This is a genomic window from Limnothrix redekei LRLZ20PSL1, from assembly GCF_043235035.1.
GTDB lineage: Bacteria > Cyanobacteriota > Cyanobacteriia > CACIAM-69d > CACIAM-69d > CACIAM-69d.
Map to the genome: position 1 here is coordinate 126,546 of NZ_JAZAQF010000086.1, position 16,332 is coordinate 142,877.

Below are 16,332 nucleotides of genomic sequence, written 5' to 3' on the forward strand. Positions count from 1 at the left end.
TTGCTTCAGCTATTCCCAGGATAGTGGTTTGGCCAAAGATCCCCAGATCCTCAACCGATCAATCACAGTCACAATCACGATCATGAACGATCGCGATCATCACCACGATCGCAACCCCCATCAAAGAGCAATTTCAGGGGTTGGCTCGCGCGATCGCAACTCCGACGGCCCCGAGTCAGTGCCATGGGGCACAGGGGCCGGTGTTTCTTCTGAGGCCGAGTTGGCTTCCGGATTGGGCCAGGGACTCGATCGCCGCCGCACATAGAGATAGGCCGTCATGCGACCGCGCCCCTTCACCGGCAGATTAGACCAACGCTCAAACTCGTAATGATCTTTCAGGTAGGCATAGGTTGCCTCGGTCACCTGAATTTTGCCGGGAATCCCCTGGGACTCCATCCGACTGGCCACATTGACCGTGTCGCCCCAAAGGTCATAGCTAAATTTTTTGATGCCAATCACGCCGGCCACCACAGCCCCCGTGTTGATGCCAATTCGCAAGGCCAAGGGCAGCCCGGTTTCTCGCCGCAGTTGATTAATTTCCCGGCGCATAGCGATCGCCATTTCCATCACCGTGAGGGCATGGTCAGGACGCGGCACAGGAATTCCGCCGGCCACCATGTAGGCATCGCCGATCGTCTTAATTTTTTCGAGGCCAAATTCTTCGGCTAATCGATCGAACGCCGAAAAAATTCGATTCAACAATTGCACCAACTCCAAGGGCGGCAACTGCACCGAAAGGGGCGTGAAGTCCACAATATCGGCAAATAAAATCGTGGCTTCCTCAAACCGATCGGCGAGGATTTCGTTTTCCATCGCCAACCCATCCCCCCTTGCCAGCCGATCGACAATGGCTTGGGGCAACACATTCAACAGCAGCTTTTGCGTGCGGCTTTGCTCATCGCGCAGGGCCGATTCCATTTGCCGCCGCTCCCGCACTTCCCGATCGAGCAAAAAGAGCTGCTCTTGCAATAATTCCGCCTGTCGTCGCAAACGCTTTTGCAAACTGGCGGCCAACAGGGCCGGCCCCCGAAACAGCGTCAGATTGCGGGCCCGCTCATGGAGTCGATCGAGCCGACTGCGATCCAAATGCAACCGAATGCGTGCCAAAGCCTCCGCCGGTTCCAAGGGCAACAGCAAATAGTCCGCCGCCCCCGCCGCAAACAACGCGCCCCGATCGATTTGCCCCGCCGTCCCCACCAGCACGATCGGGGTGTTTTGGTAAGGAGCCGCCGATCGCAACTGATGGCACAGTTCCAAGGCCGCCAGCTCTGGCCAAGACCCCACCAACACCAAAAGCGGCTGGAGCCGAGCCGCCGCCATCAACTCATCCAAACTCGCGGGGCAATGGGCTTCGCACCCTAACTCCGCCACCACCTGGGCCAAGGCCTGCGCCAATTCCCGATCGGCAATGCCAATCAGAATTGGGCTACCGGAGGCAACCACAGCCGAGCTTGTCGTTGGAGCATTCACAATAATCGCAGCGCCATGCGGCCGAAAACGATGCAGCCTGTCGTAACCATCAGTTACTAGGTAGGGGCTACAACTCCGCACAGACCAAATCCGCCTCAAACCAGAGATTCAAGGGAAATTGCCCCCAAAATCCCGGTATTTCGTGGTCAAAATTCGGTAAATGATGAAAACCGACCGCCACAGTGGCGATCGCCCCCCCAAAAGACAGACTGCGTGACAATACGCCGATTAAAGATGCACCAACGGTTTAGCTCCCTGAGGCCGCACTGTGGCATCAAGCAACCTTCAGCTCAGGGTTTTGAGCCAAAAGTATCTTGAGCTTTGAGCCAGCAACAAAGCTGCTGCGATCGTATCAAAATTCCCCCGAATCCAGGTTTCCTGGGCCCCACAAACCCCCACCGGGCGATCGCAGGCTCCGTTGGCATCAGGCCCCGTTGGCATAATGAGACCAACCGCGATCGTGAGGACTAACCGATGATTGCCCAACCCACCACCACGACGATCACGCCGGGGATTCAGCCGTCACCGATCGACTATCCCGACAGCGACGGCCAGCCGATCGCGGACAACACGAAACAGTTTCATTGGATCCAAAAGATCTACATGAACCTTGCCGCCATCTTTACCAACGATCCGCAAGTTTTTGTGGCGGGCGATCTGCTCTGGTATCCGATGGAAGGAGACAACAAAACCCGACAAGCGCCCGATGTGATGGTAGCGTTTGGGGTTCCCAAGGGCGATCGGGGTTCCTACAAGCAGTGGTGTGAAAACAACATCGCGCCCCAAGTGGTATTTGAGATTTTGTCGCCGGGAAATCGCTTTGGGGAAATGCTGAAAAAGCAGGCGTTTTATGACACCTACGGCGTTGAGGAATATTACATCTACGATCCCGATCGCCATGATTTGAGCATTTTGGCGCGATCGGAGCGAGGCGATTTGCGGCTCCGGGACGATCACCCGGACGATTGGGTGAGTCCCCGGCTCGGGATTCGGTTCCAAATGGGCGAAGACAGCTTCACCCTATTTCGGCCAGACGGTCAGCCCTTTTCGACCCTGGCGGAAGAGATCCAGCGCACCAAGCAAGAGCGCGATCGGGCTGAACAGGAGCGCGATCGCGCCGATCGCCTGGCGGCTCGGCTGCGAGAGTTGGGCATTGATCCCGAGGTGATCGGGTAGACCACGGCACAATAGCAACAGGCGATCGCGATCGGCAGGAGCGCAACGGGAATGACCATTGCCACAAGCCCTCAAACCTGGACGGATCAAGACTGGATGGCCTTACCCAGAGAGGGGCATCGCTACGAGTTGGTGGACGGTCAGATGGTGGATCTGGGCCATGCGGGGATGGAGCATGGCTATTTGGCCTGCGTTTTGGTGGCGGCGCTGATGAATTGGGTGCGATCGCGCCGTTTGGGGGCGGTTTGTGATTCGAGCACGGCGTTTACCTTGGCCAATGGCAACCGGCGATCGCCCGATATTGCCTTTATCGATCGGTCTCGGTTGCAGGGTCTCAGCCGCCCGCCACGCGGCTATTTTGAGGGTGCGCCGGATCTGGTGGTGGAGATTTTGTCGCCGGGCAACACGGTGGACGAAATGCACCAAAAAATCGTGGAATATTTTGCCCACGGGACGCGCTTGCTGTGGAAGATTGACCCGAATGAGCGCTGCATTTTGGTCTATCACGGCCCGGAACCCGATCGCCTGTTGCGGGTTGGCGATTTGTTGGAGGGGGAGGATGTGGTGAGTGGGTTTGCGTTCCCGGTGGCGGAGTTATTTGAACCGTGGGATTTTTGACGAGCCGCGATCGCTCCCCGCGAGCTAGATTGATTGGGCTATGGCGGGTCTGGGGTGATCCAATCCGTGAGCGATCGCCCCAGGTAGGCTTCCAAAAAGGCTCGGGCGGCGGCGGGTTCGATCGCCTCTAGGGCGGCGACGATGGCGGGAATTGCGTCGGCTTGGGGGTCTTGGGTTTCGTTGAACCAATAATGCACGGTCGATCGGGCAATGCCCATGGTGACGGCGAGCCGCCAATGGTCTGAAAGGGGGGCTGATGTCGTAGTCTTGCAAGGTTTGTTTGAGTGCTTTTCCTGCTCGCGCCATGCCCCCAATGGTCTCAAAGGGGGGCTGATGGGCGCAATGGCTGGGGGTGATCGATCCTACGGTTCTGGGATGGGGGTCGATCGCCGTTGGGTGAGCCAGCGATCGAATGATCGGGCGCTTTCGCCGCTGCGTTTGCCGGCCAGGAGTCCATTGATGCCGATGTGTTCGTCGAGGTCGGGCCACTCGATCGCGTAGCCATCGCCGAGCAGTTGCCAGTTTTGGCGTTCGGTGGGGGTGGCTTGTTGCAAGCGGGGATACCAATCGAGGGGGATGGTGAGTTGGCGGCCGTCGGCGAGGTGAATGGTGAAGGTGCGATCGTCAAAGTCGATTCGCTGGGCTTGGGGTTCAATCTCCAAGATCAAAGTAGTCATGCCAGGCCTCAATCAGCTCGGGTTGGTGTTCTTGAACGAGTTTGATAATGCGACTGACTTCGTGGTCAGGAAAGCCGAGGTTTTTGCTGGTTTCAATTGGATCGAGCCAAATCTTGACCAGTTGCCGATCGCGTTTGACGTGGATGTGGGGCGGCTCTCCTCGATCGGAACTGAAGAAAATGAAACTGTAGGGGCCGACTTGCAGAACGGTTGGCATTTTTGATCCATTTTCTAATGACTCAAGGGCGATCGAGTAGGGTGCATGGGAGCAATTTGTAATTGTTACGAAACGGTTGATTTGTTCTCCCATGCACCGTGAATTGATCGCTACCCAACCGATCGTTGTTCCATGCGTTACGGGTGGCGGTGCATGGGAGATGAATGGCGATTGGTATTGCCTTCCGAGCGTTCTCCCATGCACCCTACTACAAAAATTCGATCGCGAAGAGCATTGAATAATTAATGTGTGATTGTTGATGGCTTTAGCGGCGATAATTTTGGGAATGGTTGATTGGGTAGGGTGCATGGGAGCAATTTGCAATTGTTACGAAATGGTTGATTTGTTCTCCCATGCACCGTGGATTGATCGCCACCCAATCGATCGTCGTTCCATGTGTGGCGGGTTGCGGTGCACGGGAGAACAATCGCAATAGTCGTTGCTTCTGGAGCGTACTCCCCTGCACCCTACGGGCCTGTGGATTTGGGGGTGAGGTGGGATTGGAGCAGGTCGATCGCCCGGTGTAGGTCGGGGGTTTGCAGGGGCGATCGGGCGATTGCTTGGGAGGCTTCCAGCACGCCGCCCCGAATCGGCCACGTTGCTGTTGGATCGGTCAGGGTGGCGAGGGTGGTGGTGAGTTGCTCAAAACCGGCTTCGACATTGCCCAGCAGGATTGAGATGATCGACCAATGAAGTTGTTCTTGGTCGATGTTTTTGGGGCAGAGTTGCAGGCTTTCGGCTAGGAGCGATCGGGCACTGTCGAGATCGGAGCGCAAGGCTCGCACCGCTGCCAAATTGAAAGCGGGCATATAGAAGCTGGGTTTGAGTTTTCTGGCTTTTAACAAATAGGTTTCGGCTTCGTCGAGGCGATCGGTAATTAGGCACAAAAAGCCGAGATTATTGGGCAGAATTTCATCGGTGGGATCGAGTTCGGCTACCTTTTGAAAGGTGGCGATCGCCCCAGCGAGATCGCCTTGCTCAAATTGCAATAGTCCTAAATCGTAGTAGGGCGAAGTGTTTTGCGGGTTGAGTTTGATTGCTTGTTGAAAGGCGGCGATCGCCTCTTCATGCCGCCCGAGATGACCCAGCGCAGTGCCTCGGTTGTACCAGGCATCGTGGTCGTCGGGCTTGAATTGGAGGGCTTGGTCGTAGCTGGCGATCGCCTCTTCATAGCGCCCAAGATTATCCAGCGCAATGCCTCGGTTGTTCCAGGCTTCGTGGTAATCGGGTTTGAATTGGAGAGTTTGGTCGTAGCTGGCGATCGCCTCTCCATGCTGCCCAAGAGCATTTAGCATCATGCCTCGACCAAAGCAGGCGTGATATTCATCAGCTTTAAGCTGGAGGGTGCGATCATAGCTACTGATCGCATCTTCACACCATCCCAAAATACTCAAAACTAGACCTCGCATAAGCCAAACTTTTTCACTATCAGGATTGAGCTGGAGGGCACGATCATAGCTGCTGATCGCATCTTCATACCGTCCCAAATCCTTCAGTGCACTGCCTCGTTTACTCCAAACATCGTAGTCATCGGGTTTGAACTGAAGGGCGCGATCATAGCTGGTAATCGCATCTTCATACCGTCCCAAATCCTTCAGTGCGCTGCCTCGGGCACTCCAGGCATTGTCGTCATCGGGTTTGAGCTGGATAGCACGATCATAGTTAGTAATTGCCTCCTCATATTGCCCAAGAATACTCAGAACCAGACCTCGAATAAGCCAAACTTTTTCACTGTCAGGATTGAGCTGTAGAGCGTGACCATAGCTGGTGATTGCTTCTTCATACCGCCCCATATGAAACAATGAACTACCGTGAAAAAAAGCAGCTGAATCATTTGTCGGATCAAGATCAAGGGCACGAATAAAATTACTGATTGCCGGACTGTAATTTTTAGCGAAAAAATTTAGCTTTCCAGCTTGAAAGTAGAGTTTGCTTAGTTGATTTATATCACCAGTAATTTTAATCAGGTCTTGTAATTCAAGCAGCTTTTTGATGAACTCTGCCTCAGTCAGATTTTCATAGCTATCTTCTGCTAATGCTTCTTCTAGGATTTTTCGATCAATTTCTGAAGATTCTAAGGGAAACCGATAGACCCCTAGCCGCCAATCAAAAAAGTCCGGCGCTCGCTCACTGAGATATTGGATGGTCGTCGGTCGGCAACTGATTACAAATGCACAAGGAAATTGATCCCGCAAGGTTTCCCGCGCCCAATTCAAATGCTGCAAAATTGGTGGAACACCCTGCCAATCAACCTCATAAATTTGCACATTGCTCCAGCCCGCCTGCCGTTTGGTGTCTTCATAGTCCAGCAGGGTTTCATCCAAATCCCGCACAAACAGCACATCAAACTCGGTCGTTGCTGCCAGCTCCTTCACCTTGTCCAGCAGCGTCGTATCCTTTCGATCGAGTACCAATTGAGCAAACCGTTTTTTGGGAATCTCCCGCCGTAAGCGATCGAATAGCTCTACTTCCTTAGCGCGATCGCACACCAAAAAGTGCAGCTCAAATCCCGTTTGCCGCTGGAGCGATCGCCGCAAATTCCCATAGATCTCCTCCGGTGTTTCCGGTAGCAAATCCTCCTCTTCATCCCAATCCATCACCCATCCCCTCCTCAACGTTGAGGTCAGCCGCCTGCCATGTCAGTCCAGACAAGGGACTTAAGCCCCTTGCCCCCGCAAGTTTGCTGCTTGAAACGCATCCCACCGCTGCTTAAATTCCTTGGAACTCCGAATCAGCGGATGCACCGCCGCCCAAGTGATTTTGTCTTCGGTTTCCTCATCCCACTCGCGATATTCCAACACACACAATCGAAACAGCAAATTGCGACAGCGATCTTCACATTCGTTGCGACTGTCCTTGGTTTGCTCAACCGCCATCAACGCTTCCCAATCCTCAAATCGAATCGCATCCAGATAGGTTTCTCGCGCCTCCGCGATCGCCCGTTGCACCGTTTTCAAACTAATGGGCAACACATCAATCCGCTTCAACGATTCCTGCACCAACCGCATCAGTTCCCGCATGTGGCCGCCACTAGCCACACACAACCGCTGCACGGCGGCCTCATCCGCAAACACATCGGGCACAAGCGATCGGCTGGGCGCAGCTTTCGCCACCCGCCGAGCCAACACGTCCCGCAATTTGGCATAGCCATCATTCAGCATTTGATGATTGCGATCGGCGATCGCCACCATCGGCAACCGTTCCACCCCGTCATACTCATCCCGCAACCGTGACGCACTGGCCGAAAACACAAAGGACACCGGAGCCGTATAAATCGTGTGGCAGTTGAGGGACTTCAGGGAATCCGCGCGATCGAGAAAAATCTCATCGTGATTGGTGCGGCCATCGGTGCGATCGACCGGCGAAATTCGATCTAAGTTATCCGCCATCACCACCAAATCGCGTTTACCCGACGGCAATTTTTGGCGCGCATTGGCTAACAAATCATTCAGGGCCGTTTCTAAGCTTTCAGTGCGATCGCGCATCAATTTGCGAACTTGATCGCGCTTTTGCGGTTCCAACCGCACCGCCGTGGTCAGCTTGACAAACTGACTCAGTTGCAACTCCACATTGGTTTTCAGATCTTCAATTTTGATATCAGCCGACAGGATAGTTTTGAGATCATCAAAAGACTTAGAAATCCATTGGGCGATCGGTTGCGAATCGAGTCCTTCTAGGCTCTTGAGTCCATCAATAATATTGCGAGCACAAGCCAGCAAAATATCTGAATATTCCGTATCTTTCAGGTTCAAATCCCCAGCATCTTCCGTGGCAGCGGCGAAGTAAACCACAAAGAATCCCCGCTCTTCCAGCCACTGTTTCAGCTTTTTCAGTTCCGTGGATTTGCCGCCGCCGCGATGACCGGAATAGATTTGGCAGGTTTTGCGTTGGGCATCGGTGATCGTGCGGCCCAAGTCCACGGTGATGTCATCGTCGCCCCGCACCGAGGTGCAGTCCACGTAGGCGGGATCGCCCGGTTCTAGCGGTCGCGACGGATCGAATTCGTGTTTGAGCTGAACAATGATCTGAAATTCTGGGCTAAACACGCCGACAACTACCAACGCAACTAGCCTCGATTGTAGCCAAGCCGATCGCCCCTAGTGCCCTCCGCTCGGTGCTTGGCCCTTGCGACCCTTGCCCAGCAACAACAACAACGGCAACGAAGCCAAAAACGCCATCCCCACCACCCAAAACGTGTCACTAAACGACAGAATCGACGATTGCAAACTCAAGAGACCATCCAGCGAGGCGATCGCCTGTTGGTGAGCCGTCGTCGGATCAACGCCACGACTTTGGAACGCGCTGGTCAGGGCATCGAGTCGCCCTTGGGTTTCCGGGCTATAAACACTCAGGTGCTCACTCAAGACACTGCGGTGGAAGGCGTTGCGGCGATCGAGCAGCGTCGTCAAAATCGCGATGCCAATGCTGCCGCCCAGTTGCCGCGTCAGGTTATAAAACCCCGACCCGGCGGGAATGTCAGCCGGGGGCAACGAGCCGAGGGTAGCCAAGCTGAGGGGCAAAAACATCATCACCGTGCCCACACCCCGGAAAATCAGCGGATAGAACAGTGAATCGCTGCTGGAGTCGGGGTTGAGGGTCGCCAGGGAAAACATCACGAGGCTGGTCATGACGCTGCCCGCCGCGATCGCCCAGCGGGGATCGATCAAGCTGCTCACTTTTCCCAGCATGAGCATTGTGGCGGCGGAGGCCAGCGCCCCCGGCAACAGCAACAGACCCGTTTGCTGGGCGGTGTAGTGCAACACGCTCTGGGCAAAAATCGGCACGGCGAACAAGGTTCCATAGAGACCCATGCCCACCACGGCGGAGTAGATGCTGCCGGCCGCGAGCGATCGATGGCGCAACACGCGCAAGTCCACGGCCGGGTGGCGCACGGTCAGCTCCCGCCAAATAAACAGCGCCAACCCCACGATCGCAGCGATCGCCAGGGCCACGATCGTCGGGGATTCAAACCAGTTGTCCTGCTCGCCCTCTTCCAGGAAAGTTTGCAGGCTGCCCACGGCGATCGTCAGCAGGCCAATGCCCCACCAATCGACCGATCTCCTTGGGCCGGAGCGATCGATCGGGCGATCGGCGGGCAAAAACAGCAGGGCCATCACCACCGCCGCGATCCCGAAGGGAATATTGATAAAGAAAATCCAGCGCCACCCAAGGTTATCGGTCAGGTAGCCGCCGAGGGTCGGCCCGATCGCCGGCCCCGTAATCACGCCGACTCCAAAGACCGCTTGGGCCAAACCCTGCTCGGCGGGCGGAAAGCTCTGAAACAAAATCGACTGGGCCTTGGCCAGCAAACCGCCGCCCAGCAACCCTTGCAAGATGCGGGCGGCTACTAGCTCGGGCAAACTGCCGGATAGACCACAGAGAACGGAGGCGATCGTGAAGCCAGCCAAGGAGAGGATGAAATAGCGTTTTTGGCCAAAGGTTTCGCCCAGCCAAGCCGTCAGGGGAATCACGATTACGTTGGCGATCGCGTAGCCCGTAACGATCCAGCCGATTTCGCTGAGGGTGGCTCCGACGCTGGATTGGATATCCGTGAGGGCAACGTTGACGATGCTGGTGTCAATCACTTCCAGGATTGCACCCAGGGAAGCGGTGGCGGCGATCGCCCATTTCAGCCAGCCGGTGGGATAGGTCGGGGCGATCGCGGGATTAGATGTAGCGCTCATGGGGCCTGGCTCCTAGCGCACCGCCACGCTGACGTTGGCGGACATCCCCGGCGTGACTTGGGCTTCGTAGCCGCGCAAACTGTCGGGGTCGATCGCAATCCGCACGGGAATCCGTTGCACCACTTTGGTGAAGTTGCCCGTGGCGTTGTCCGGCGGCAACAGGGCAAATTGCGCACCGGAGGCGGGGGCCAGGCTTTCCACATGGCCGCGGAACGGGCGATCGGGAAAGGCATCGAGCCGAATTTCGACCGCTTCGCCGGGATGCATCCGCTGCACTTGGGTTTCCTTGAAGTTAGCTTCGATCCAAAGCTGATCACCGACGATCGCTATTAGCGGTTGACCCGCTTGCACCTGTGCGCCCACTTCCACGGCTTTGCGGCCAATCCGGCCGCTGACGGGTGCGGCGATCGTGGTGTAGGACAACTGCAACTGGGCGGCGCGTAGGTCGGCGGCCTGGCGGGCAATTTGGGCCGTGGCGGCGGCGTAGCGATCGCGATTCACCTGGGTTTGGTTGCCGGTGGCGCGGGCCTGTTGCAGATCGCCCTGGCGCGATTGGCGGGTGGCCTTGGCCCGATCGACCCCTTGGCGAGCCTGGGCCACTCGGGCGATCGCCTGTTGCACCTGTTGGCGGGCGGCGGCGGTTTGGGCCAGGGCCACATCGTAGGCGGCCTTGGCGGCATCCCGTTGCTGGGCAGCGATCGCCCCGTCTTGGTAAAGCGCATTGTAGCGATCGTAGTCCGCCTTGGCTTTGGTCAAGGCTGCCTGAGCTTGAGCCAAATTCGCCCGCGCCACGGGTACGCCTGCGGTGGCTTCGTTCAAGGCCGCTTCGGCATTGGCGATCGCGGCGGTGGCATCGTTCAGATCGCCGCTGGCCGTGGTCAGTTGGGCGGCGGTGTTGGCTCCGGCCAGGGCGATCGAAGATTGGGCCGCACGGGCATCCTGTTGGGCCGCCACCAAGGCCGCCTGGGATTGCTGCACTTTCACTTGGTAGTCCGTTGGGTCGAGGCGCACCAACACCGACCCCGCCGTCACATGCTGGTTTTCCTCGATCGCCACGGCCGTTACTGTGCCCGGCACGCGGCTCGCCACTTGATAAAGATGGCCCGCTACTTGGGCGTTGTCCGTTTCCTCGTGGGTGGAGGCATATTGCCAAAACTGCCAAGCCCAGCGGCCCCCGGCGATCGCCCCGGCCGCCACCAGCACCAGCACGATCGCCAGGCCGATCGGGTGACGCTTTTGGGGAGCAGGCTCGGGCGTGGGTTCAGGAATTGGGGCGATCGGGCGATCGGATGGGGAAGCGGCGATCGGCTCCAATGTGGTAACGGGCGGCTCAGAGCCGTTGCGATCAGTTTCATTCATTAACTGGGGTTTCACAATCTCTGACCTCCGTGGAATGTGGAATCACGAAATGACGGATTATTACGGGTATTTTTATTTCGTGTGCGTATTATTTGAGCGACTAAACACCCCTTGGGTGGTGATCGATGTTGTCCAGGCGATCGCTGGCTTCAACAACCCGGTGAATCAGTCGAGCTGCGTCAGGTTGCTGATTGCCCGATCGACCAAGCTAGACATCAGTTGCCGATCGGGTTCCGAAAATCCTTGCAGGGTTTCATCGCGAATTTGGATGGCGATCGGCGGCAAAATTTCTCGCATTTGCCAACCCAAATCCGTCAGCCAAATCCGCCACACGCGCCGATCGTGGCGATCGCGCTCCCGTCGAATCAGGCCGCGCTCCTCCATTCGATCGAGTGCGCCGGTCATCGTGCCGCCCACCTGCCGTAGCCGATCGCCGATCGCGCAGGTGGCTAGCCCGTCCTGTTCCCACAGGCAACAGAGCACTACCCAGTGAAACGGCGTGAGGCTATGGGGTTCCAGCAGTTCCTGAAACCGCCGTCCCATCAGTTGCGACAGCAGCCGAATCCGATAGCCCAAACCATGGGGGGCCAAAATTTCCTGCCAAGGCGCAGTGGAACGGGGCGATCGAGCGGTGGCGTTCATGGGAAAACCGCAAGCGTAATTTATTTCGTGTACTAACTATTTAAGCACGAAATAAAATTCGAAGTATGACCTGAGCGCCGTTGGCCATCCGGGCCATGATGAGACGCGAAGATCAGAACTGATCATCCCGGATCGTCCCCGATCGCCCCTAAGCCTTGGCTACAATCCGATCGAGCCGATCGATCGCCCTGATCGCCTTTCCCGATTGCGTTTGGCCCCTGGCGGACTTGTTGCCGATCGCCTTGGACTCTTGAGCAACCTGGGCCAAGGGGCGTTAGGCTGAGCAAGAGCGTGGCCAAGGAACCTCAAAATGGCACTGAAATCGATCGAACGGGCGGAAACGGTGGAGCGAGCAACCCTGCTGGCGGGGTTTCATGCCCTGGGCGATCCGATTCGATTGGGAGCGATCGAACATTTGCGGCAGGGCGAGTTGTGCGTGTGCGACCTCTGCGAGCTGCTGGGGGTTAGTCAATCGAAGCTGTCGTTTCACCTGAAGGTGCTCCGGGAAGCGGGCTTAATTGAAGTGCGCCAGGATGGCCGCTGGAACTATTACCGGCTGAATTCGATGGGATTTGATCGTTTAGAGCAATATTTGACGAATTTTGCGGAGTTGGTGGGCATGGGCGATCGCGCCTGCTGTCCCTAGCGATTCGCCGCGCCCACAGACAAGGGGTTTAGGGGCTGTCATCAAATCCCCAAAACCCTAATGATTGCGTCTTCCCAGCCGATCAATCGTAGGGGCGGGGTCTCCCCGCCCAGCCCCCGCGATCCCTGACGCTTCCGGTGGTGGCCAGGTTGGGAGCGATCGCTCGGGTCAGGGTTGGGAGACCCAACCCCTACGGCGACGGAATTGATGACACGCCCTAAACCCCTTGCCCCCTCAATGGGATCTTTAGGAGTCTTCAAATCAATTTTTTTTGAATTCATCAATTTTTTTTGAATTATTCCTGGCACAATGGAGGCGATCGGGGGAAATCGGTGCGCATTGCCCGATCGCGAGGTGTTATGACCATCAATCCCAGTGCCAAGGCCCCGAAGGTGGGCGGCCAACTCAGTTTTTTTGAACGCTATCTGACCGTTTGGGTGCTGGTCTGCATCGGGGTCGGCATTCTGTTGGGGCGGCTGTTTCCCGATGTGGCGATCGCCCTGGATGCCTGGACGGTGCATCAGGTGTCAATCCCGATCGCGGTCTGCCTGTTTTTCATGATGTATCCGATCATGGTGAAAATCGATTTCACCCAAGCCAAACGGGCCATGCGATCGCCCAAGCCAGTGTTGCTAACCCTGGTGGTGAATTGGGGAATTAAGCCCTTCACGATGATCGCGATTGCCCAGCTATTTTTAGGCCATTGGTTCCGCCCACTGATCCAAGGTTCCGAGCTATTGCGTGGGAAATCAATTGCTCTCGCGGATTCCTACATTGCCGGGGCAATTTTGTTAGGCATTGCGCCCTGCACGGCCATGGTGTTGATGTGGGGCTATCTCTGCTATGGCAATCAGGGCCACACTTTGGTGATGGTGGCGGTGAATTCGCTGACCATGCTGCTGCTCTATGCGCCTTTGGGTCGGTGGCTGTTGGCGGCCAATGATTTGGCCGTTCCTTGGGCCACGATCGCCCTGTCCGTGTTGATCTATGTGGGCTTGCCCTTGGCAGCGGGCATTTACACGCGCCACTGGATTTTCAAATACAAGGGAGCCGATTGGTTTGAGCAAAAATTTTTGCACTACCTCAGCCCGATCGCCACTTCAGCGCTGCTATTAACCCTGATTTTGCTCTTTGCCTTTAAGGGAGAGCTAATCGTTAATAATCCGCTGCATATTTTCCTAATTGCCGTGCCGTTACTGATTCAAACGCTGGCAATTTTTGGGATTACCTATGCCTTAGCGAAACCCCTGAAATTAGTCTACGAAGATGCGGCCCCGGCGGCTTTAATCGGTGCGAGCAATCATTTTGAAGTGGCGATCGCCACGGCGGTGATGTTGTTTGGTTTGAACTCGGGGGCGGCCCTGGCGACGGTGGTGGGCGTGTTGATCGAAGTGCCGGTGATGTTGTTGCTGGTGGAATGCTGTCGGCGCACGGCCCACTGGTTCCCCCGATCGCCCGAAAAGGCCACCTTGCTCGATCCGCGTTGTGTGCGTCTTTAAGTTGTGTGTGTCTTTAAGTTGTGTGTGTCTTTAAGTTGTGTGCGTCTTTAAGTTGTGTGCGTCTTTAAGTTGTTGAGATTGGTGCGTTTTGAGATTGGGAGGGCAATGGAATGAAATCGGTGATGTTTGTTTGTCGGCGCAATTCTTGCCGATCGCAGATGGCGGAAGGCTGGGCGAAAACCCTGGGAGCGGGCAAAATTCGGGTGGTGAGTTCCGGTCTTGAAGCCAGCCGGGTGCATCCCACGGCGATCTCGGTGATGGCGGAAGCAGGAATTGAGATCAGCGACCAAACCTCCAACGCCCTGGCCGAATTTGCCCCCGAAGACTTCGACGGCGTGATTTCCCTCTGTGGCTGTGGGGTGAATTTGCCGGAAGCCTGGGTGCTGCGGGAACGGTTTGAGGATTGGCAACTGGACGATCCCGATGGCCAGCCGATCGAGGTGTTTCGGCGGGTGCGCGACGAAATTCGCGATCGCGTCACGGCCTTGATCGATCAAATCAGCCAAATCAGCCCTTAATTCAGCGGCACCAAGGCTTCAATCGCCGCCACCAAGCGCGATCGTACGGTGGGCAAGTCGGCGGCCGGATCCGTGAGCGCAATGACCGATCGGGCCGTTCCCAGTAGCATGGCGTTGAAGCCGCCCGCATCACCAGAGCCGCGAAAATCTGTGCGCAGCGCCACGATCGGTAACTGACGTGCGAACGCATAGCCACATTCCCAACAGGTTCCCGAGTCCGCATCGGCCCCGTCCAACACGGCAATCACGGCGTTTGCCTGATCCAGCCCCGATCGACAGCGTTCAAAAATCGCCTGCGGATCACTGAGGCCCGCACATGCCGCCTGGGGCAAAAAGACTGGATAGCCCAAGGTTTGCAGTTCCTCGGTCAGGGTTTGGTTCAGCCAGCGTTCTCCCAAGGAAAACAGCGGCCCAGCCCAATAAAGCCGCAAGGGGCGATCGGCCGTTGGGGCGGCCAGATGGGCACGGCCGGTTTGCAAAATGGCGTGAAACGGTTCCATCAGGGCCGGCGGCATTGGCCCCAGGGCAGTCACCACCTGTTCAGCCCAGTCGAAATAGGCCTGGCGACGGGCGATCGACCAGCGCTCCGGGGGCGACTGATCCACATCCCGCAAGTTGCAAATTTTGTCCGCCAGTTTCACCAGTTTGGCCTGATCGCTCAAGTTGGGCGCATGGTCAATTTGCAACTGCTTTCGCTCGGCCTGGGGCAATCGCTTATCGTCCGTCACCTCTTGCACCAGGGCGGCAATTTCGGGGCCAAAGTGGGCGACCAATTCGGCAGCGGTGGTGTCTGTGTCCTCGATCGTGTCGTGGAGCAGGGCCGCCGCCAGCACTTGAGGATCCGTCATTTGGGCCTCATGCACCAGCACCCGCAGCAGGGCGATCGGGTGATTGATGTAGGGCGATCGCTCTCGATCCTTGCGCCGTTGGTGTCGATGCTTTGCGGCCGCAAAGGCCAAGGCCCGCGCTAACAAATCTAGTTGGGGCAAACCGTTGGGGAAATCGATCGGGCGATGGCTTCCCGATTCAGTGATCGGCTGAGGATCCATAGGGCTGACGGTTGCGCAACGGTAAGGGAGATTGAGATTAAACGGTGGATGCAGCCGAAAGCGAGATCGCCTCGTCTCCCAAGCGCGATCGCAACAGTTGCCAAAGCCGTTGATTGGTAAAGTTTTCAATCACCAACGAGGCCCCGGCTTGGGTCAGTTCCTCGGGCGCGTGGGTGGTGCTCAGGCCCACGGTGAAAATCCCCGCCGCCACCGCCGATCGCACTCCGGGGGGTGAATCCTCAAAGGCGATCGCCCCATTGGCCGGCAGGTTCAACCGTTCCAACCCCAACCGGTAGGGCGCGGGATCCGGTTTGCCGGGGGGCGCTTCCTCCGCCAGCACCACCGTTGCGAACCGCTCCCGCAACCCCAAGGCCGTCAGCATGTGGATCGCATTGTCCTTGGGCGCATTGGTCACCACAGCCATCGGCAGATTGCAAGGCTCCAGGGCTTTCAGCAGCAAAGGCAACCCCAGCACCGGTTCCAAGTCGGGGGCCAACTGCCGAAACAGAGCTTCCTTGCGATCGCTCAGGGCCGCTCCCTCCGCCACGGAATAGCTGGGCAACAAATCCACCACAATTTGGGCATTGGTGCGGCCACTGATGATCTGTTCATAAATCGTGGGCGTGAGGTCAAAGCCCACTTCCGCCAAAACCAGTTCCCAAGCTCGGTAATGCAAGGGATTGGTTTCAGTTAAAGTGCCATCCAAATCGAATAGCAAGCCGAAGGAATTGGGCAACAAATCAGCGGACAACATGGCAAAGGCAAGGAGCGAAGGGG

The 16,332-nt window shown here is 56.8% G+C and carries 18 protein-coding genes and 1 pseudogene; 5 read left to right on the top strand and 14 right to left on the bottom strand.

The features are described 5' to 3' along the window. Positions 1-120: 120 nt before the first annotated feature. The 3 genes from VPK24_RS15275 to VPK24_RS15285 all read right to left on the bottom strand — a co-directional run bounded on the left by VPK24_RS15275 (position 121) and on the right by VPK24_RS15285 (position 1,911). Positions 121-1,470 carry an adenylate/guanylate cyclase domain-containing protein gene (locus VPK24_RS15275; protein ID WP_393014631.1) on the bottom strand — a complete coding sequence of 450 codons (1,350 nt, stop codon included), beginning with the start codon at positions 1,468-1,470 and terminating at the stop codon, positions 121-123. A 67-nt stretch (positions 1,471-1,537) separates the two neighbouring features. Beyond that, entirely contained in the window at positions 1,538-1,690 is a 153-nt protein-coding gene (locus VPK24_RS15280; protein WP_393014633.1) for a hypothetical protein, read from the bottom strand. 65 nt (positions 1,691-1,755) lie between these two features. After that, entirely contained in the window at positions 1,756-1,911 is a 156-nt protein-coding gene (locus VPK24_RS15285; protein WP_393014635.1) for a hypothetical protein, read from the bottom strand. Positions 1,912-1,944: 33 nt separating this feature from the next. Here VPK24_RS15285 and VPK24_RS15290 point away from each other — a divergent pair, with 33 nt between their 5' ends. Next, positions 1,945-2,646, top strand: a complete 702-nt coding sequence (locus VPK24_RS15290; protein WP_393014637.1) for a Uma2 family endonuclease — start codon at positions 1,945-1,947, stop codon at positions 2,644-2,646. A gap of 51 nt (positions 2,647-2,697) precedes the next feature. Then, entirely contained in the window at positions 2,698-3,264 is a 567-nt protein-coding gene (locus VPK24_RS15295; protein ID WP_393014639.1) for a Uma2 family endonuclease, read from the top strand. A 38-nt stretch (positions 3,265-3,302) separates the two neighbouring features. Here VPK24_RS15295 and VPK24_RS15300 read toward each other — a convergent pair whose 3' ends face one another. The 8 genes from VPK24_RS15300 to VPK24_RS15335 form a co-directional block, all read right to left on the bottom strand. Further along, complete coding sequence (locus VPK24_RS15300) at positions 3,303-3,482, bottom strand: hypothetical protein (protein ID WP_242026240.1); 180 nt, start codon at positions 3,480-3,482, stop codon at positions 3,303-3,305. 144 nt (positions 3,483-3,626) lie between these two features. After that, the gene (locus tag VPK24_RS15305) at positions 3,627-3,941 is read right to left on the bottom strand and encodes a DUF2442 domain-containing protein (RefSeq protein WP_393014641.1); all 315 of its coding nucleotides are present in this window, start codon (positions 3,939-3,941) and stop codon (positions 3,627-3,629) included. Further along, on the bottom strand, positions 3,916-4,482 hold the full coding sequence (locus VPK24_RS15310; RefSeq protein ID WP_393014642.1) for a DUF4160 domain-containing protein: 567 nt from the start codon (positions 4,480-4,482) through the stop codon (positions 3,916-3,918). Before VPK24_RS15310 ends, VPK24_RS15305 begins: the two co-directional genes overlap by 26 nt. Positions 4,483-4,625: 143 nt before the next feature. After that, positions 4,626-6,755, bottom strand: coding sequence for a tetratricopeptide repeat protein (locus tag VPK24_RS15315; RefSeq protein WP_393014983.1), 2,130 nt, complete (start codon positions 6,753-6,755; stop codon positions 4,626-4,628). Between the two features lie 60 nt (positions 6,756-6,815). After that, positions 6,816-8,219, bottom strand: a complete 1,404-nt coding sequence (locus VPK24_RS15320) for an ATP-binding protein (protein ID WP_393014643.1) — start codon at positions 8,217-8,219, stop codon at positions 6,816-6,818. Positions 8,220-8,255: 36 nt separating this feature from the next. After that, positions 8,256-9,842: a DHA2 family efflux MFS transporter permease subunit gene (locus tag VPK24_RS15325; RefSeq protein WP_393014645.1), complete on the bottom strand. Its 1,587-nt coding sequence runs from the start codon at positions 9,840-9,842 to the stop codon at positions 8,256-8,258. Positions 9,843-9,854: 12 nt separating this feature from the next. Continuing rightward, the gene (locus tag VPK24_RS15330) at positions 9,855-11,201 is read right to left on the bottom strand and encodes an HlyD family secretion protein (protein WP_393014647.1); all 1,347 of its coding nucleotides are present in this window, start codon (positions 11,199-11,201) and stop codon (positions 9,855-9,857) included. 165 nt (positions 11,202-11,366) lie between these two features. Then, positions 11,367-11,843: a MarR family winged helix-turn-helix transcriptional regulator gene (locus VPK24_RS15335; protein ID WP_393014649.1), complete on the bottom strand. Its 477-nt coding sequence runs from the start codon at positions 11,841-11,843 to the stop codon at positions 11,367-11,369. A 310-nt stretch (positions 11,844-12,153) separates the two neighbouring features. Here VPK24_RS15335 and VPK24_RS15340 point away from each other — a divergent pair, with 310 nt between their 5' ends. The 3 genes from VPK24_RS15340 (at position 12,154) to arsC (ending at position 14,506) form a co-directional block, all read left to right on the top strand. Next, complete coding sequence (locus tag VPK24_RS15340; RefSeq protein WP_393014651.1) at positions 12,154-12,489, top strand: ArsR/SmtB family transcription factor; 336 nt, start codon at positions 12,154-12,156, stop codon at positions 12,487-12,489. A gap of 359 nt (positions 12,490-12,848) precedes the next feature. After that, on the top strand, positions 12,849-13,988 hold the full coding sequence (gene arsB, locus VPK24_RS15345) for an ACR3 family arsenite efflux transporter (protein WP_393014985.1): 1,140 nt from the start codon (positions 12,849-12,851) through the stop codon (positions 13,986-13,988). A gap of 110 nt (positions 13,989-14,098) precedes the next feature. Next, positions 14,099-14,506: an arsenate reductase, glutathione/glutaredoxin type gene (arsC, locus tag VPK24_RS15350; protein ID WP_393014653.1), complete on the top strand. Its 408-nt coding sequence runs from the start codon at positions 14,099-14,101 to the stop codon at positions 14,504-14,506. On the opposite strand, the gene VPK24_RS15355 is transcribed toward arsC, so the two are convergent. The 3 genes and pseudogenes from VPK24_RS15355 to VPK24_RS15365 all read right to left on the bottom strand — a co-directional run bounded on the left by VPK24_RS15355 (position 14,503) and on the right by VPK24_RS15365 (position 16,309). Then, a complete protein-coding gene (locus VPK24_RS15355; RefSeq protein ID WP_393014986.1) occupies positions 14,503-15,006 on the bottom strand; it encodes a nucleoside 2-deoxyribosyltransferase in 504 nt (167 codons plus the stop codon). The two genes, arsC and VPK24_RS15355, sit on opposite strands and share 4 nt — an antisense overlap. Continuing rightward, positions 14,989-15,495: pseudogene (locus tag VPK24_RS15360) on the bottom strand (HD domain-containing protein); the annotation flags it as partial. The gene VPK24_RS15355 and the pseudogene VPK24_RS15360, both read right to left, overlap by 18 nt. Positions 15,496-15,592: 97 nt before the next feature. After that, entirely contained in the window at positions 15,593-16,309 is a 717-nt protein-coding gene (locus tag VPK24_RS15365; protein ID WP_393014655.1) for an HAD family hydrolase, read from the bottom strand. Between the last annotated feature and the right edge of the window lie 23 nt (positions 16,310-16,332).

Bases quoted from the DNA above. Each gene is read 5' to 3' on its own strand.
- VPK24_RS15285 (WP_393014635.1), bottom strand. From the start codon at position 1,911: ATGCCAACGGGGCCTGATGCCAACGGAGCCTGCGATCGCCCGGTGGGG.
- VPK24_RS15290 (WP_393014637.1), top strand. From the start codon at position 1,945: ATGATTGCCCAACCCACCACCACGACGATCACGCCGGGGATTCAGCCG.
- VPK24_RS15295 (WP_393014639.1), top strand. From the start codon at position 2,698: ATGACCATTGCCACAAGCCCTCAAACCTGGACGGATCAAGACTGGATG.
- VPK24_RS15300 (WP_242026240.1), bottom strand. From the start codon at position 3,482: ATGGGCATTGCCCGATCGACCGTGCATTATTGGTTCAACGAAACCCAA.
- VPK24_RS15305 (WP_393014641.1), bottom strand. From the start codon at position 3,941: ATGACTACTTTGATCTTGGAGATTGAACCCCAAGCCCAGCGAATCGAC.
- VPK24_RS15315 (WP_393014983.1), bottom strand. From the start codon at position 6,755: ATGGATTGGGATGAAGAGGAGGATTTGCTACCGGAAACACCGGAGGAG.
- VPK24_RS15325 (WP_393014645.1), bottom strand. From the start codon at position 9,842: ATGAGCGCTACATCTAATCCCGCGATCGCCCCGACCTATCCCACCGGC.
- VPK24_RS15330 (WP_393014647.1), bottom strand. From the start codon at position 11,201: ATGAATGAAACTGATCGCAACGGCTCTGAGCCGCCCGTTACCACATTG.
- VPK24_RS15335 (WP_393014649.1), bottom strand. From the start codon at position 11,843: ATGAACGCCACCGCTCGATCGCCCCGTTCCACTGCGCCTTGGCAGGAA.
- VPK24_RS15340 (WP_393014651.1), top strand. From the start codon at position 12,154: ATGGCACTGAAATCGATCGAACGGGCGGAAACGGTGGAGCGAGCAACC.
- arsB (WP_393014985.1), top strand. From the start codon at position 12,849: ATGACCATCAATCCCAGTGCCAAGGCCCCGAAGGTGGGCGGCCAACTC.
- arsC (WP_393014653.1), top strand. From the start codon at position 14,099: ATGAAATCGGTGATGTTTGTTTGTCGGCGCAATTCTTGCCGATCGCAG.
- VPK24_RS15355 (WP_393014986.1), bottom strand. From the start codon at position 15,006: ATGGAACCGTTTCACGCCATTTTGCAAACCGGCCGTGCCCATCTGGCC.
- VPK24_RS15365 (WP_393014655.1), bottom strand. From the start codon at position 16,309: ATGTTGTCCGCTGATTTGTTGCCCAATTCCTTCGGCTTGCTATTCGAT.